General features: G+C 74.7%; 2 protein-coding genes and 1 pseudogene. All 3 read left to right on the plus strand.

From position 1 onward, the window contains the following. A pseudogene (locus tag G3I42_RS30200) lies at positions 1 to 463 on the plus strand (transcriptional regulator); the annotation flags it as partial. A gap of 4 nt (positions 464 to 467) precedes the next feature. After that, positions 468 to 1,001: a GNAT family N-acetyltransferase gene (locus G3I42_RS30205; protein WP_164290931.1), complete on the plus strand. Its 534-nt coding sequence runs from the start codon at positions 468 to 470 to the stop codon at positions 999 to 1,001. 147 nt (positions 1,002 to 1,148) lie between these two features. Next, the gene (locus G3I42_RS38510) at positions 1,149 to 1,232 is read left to right on the plus strand and encodes a putative leader peptide (protein ID WP_311607211.1); all 84 of its coding nucleotides are present in this window, start codon (positions 1,149 to 1,151) and stop codon (positions 1,230 to 1,232) included. Positions 1,233 to 1,345 lie beyond the last annotated feature (113 nt).

The following is a 1,345-nucleotide window of genomic DNA, read 5'->3' on the forward strand; positions in this document are numbered from 1 at the left end:
GGTCGAGCCGCTGCCCGGCGGCTGGCTGCTGCGGGTGCGCGAGGAGACGCCGCCGGACGGCACCGCGCCGGGCCGTATCGTCCTCGACCTCACGGGCGGGCGCCGGGCCGTGCTCACCGTCGCGGGCGGCGAGGGCGGGAGCTGGTCGGCGCGGCTGAGCCCGCGGCACGCCGAGATCCTGTACGTGCTCGCCGTGCACCGCGAGGGCCGTACGGCGGCGCAACTCGCGCTCGACCTGTTCGGCGACGCGGGCAGGACGGTGACGGTACGGGCCGAACTCTCGCGGCTGCGGCGGACGCTGCACGGGGTGCTCGACCACCGCCCGTACCGTTTCAGGGACGGCTGGGAGACGGAACTGCGGCTGCCGAGCGGCCCGGGCGACCTGCTCCCGGCCTCGCGCTCACCGCTGGTGGTGCGGGGACGTGGGGCGTGTGATTCGCTGAGGGGGCCTGTGATTCCCTGAGCCCATGAGCACCGTCGACGTCACCACCTGGTACCTGGAACAGACCTCGCCCGAGGACGCGGGCCCGCCCGTGCCCGCGCCCGAGGGCGTGCGGGTCGAGTGCGCGGAGATCGTCTCGCCCGAACTGAGCCGCTTCCTCTACACGGCGGTGGGCCAGGACGTCACGTGGACCGACCGCCTCGGCTGGGACCGCGCCCGCTGGACGAAGGAGCTGGAGGGCACGCGGACGTGGATCGCGTACGAGCGCGGCACCCCGGCCGGCTACGCCGAGCTGGCCCCGCGCGAGGACGGCTCGACGGAAATCGTCTACTTCGGCCTGCTCCCCGCCTTCCGCGGCCGCCGCATCGGCGCCCACCTGCTCTCCTTCGCGACAGCCCGCGCCTGGGACCTGACCACCACCCGCGTCTGGCTCCACACCTGCAGCAAGGACGGCCCCCACGCACGGGCCAACTACGAGCGCAGGGGGTTCAGGGTGTACCGGACGGAGGTGGAACAGGAGGAGGCGCTGAAGTCCCCGGGCCCTTGGCCGGGGGCGTGAAATTCAGCCCCTCCGGCGCTTGAGGAGCGGGGGCCGGGGCGGGGCCCCGCGCGGCCCGCCCCGGCCCGTGTCCACATACCGACACGTCCGCGTCCACCCCGTGGACCACGGTGGACTCCCCCAATCCCCCCGTGCCACGCTTCCGCCATGTCTTCCGCTGGAATCGCCTTGGTAAGTCGACGGCACGTCGATCTCTGCCGCATGTCCAGCGCCATCTGTCGGGCCCGCTGACGGCGCCACCGCCCCGTCCGCCACCGCCCGTTCACCCCGAGGCCCCCTCCTCCGTCGCGCAGCGCCGCGCCCGGTTTCCGCAGGCCCGAGCCGCCGCCTGCCCGCACGCCGCC

The organism is Streptomyces sp. SID11385, from assembly GCF_010548245.1.
Classification (GTDB): domain Bacteria; phylum Actinomycetota; class Actinomycetes; order Streptomycetales; family Streptomycetaceae; genus Streptomyces.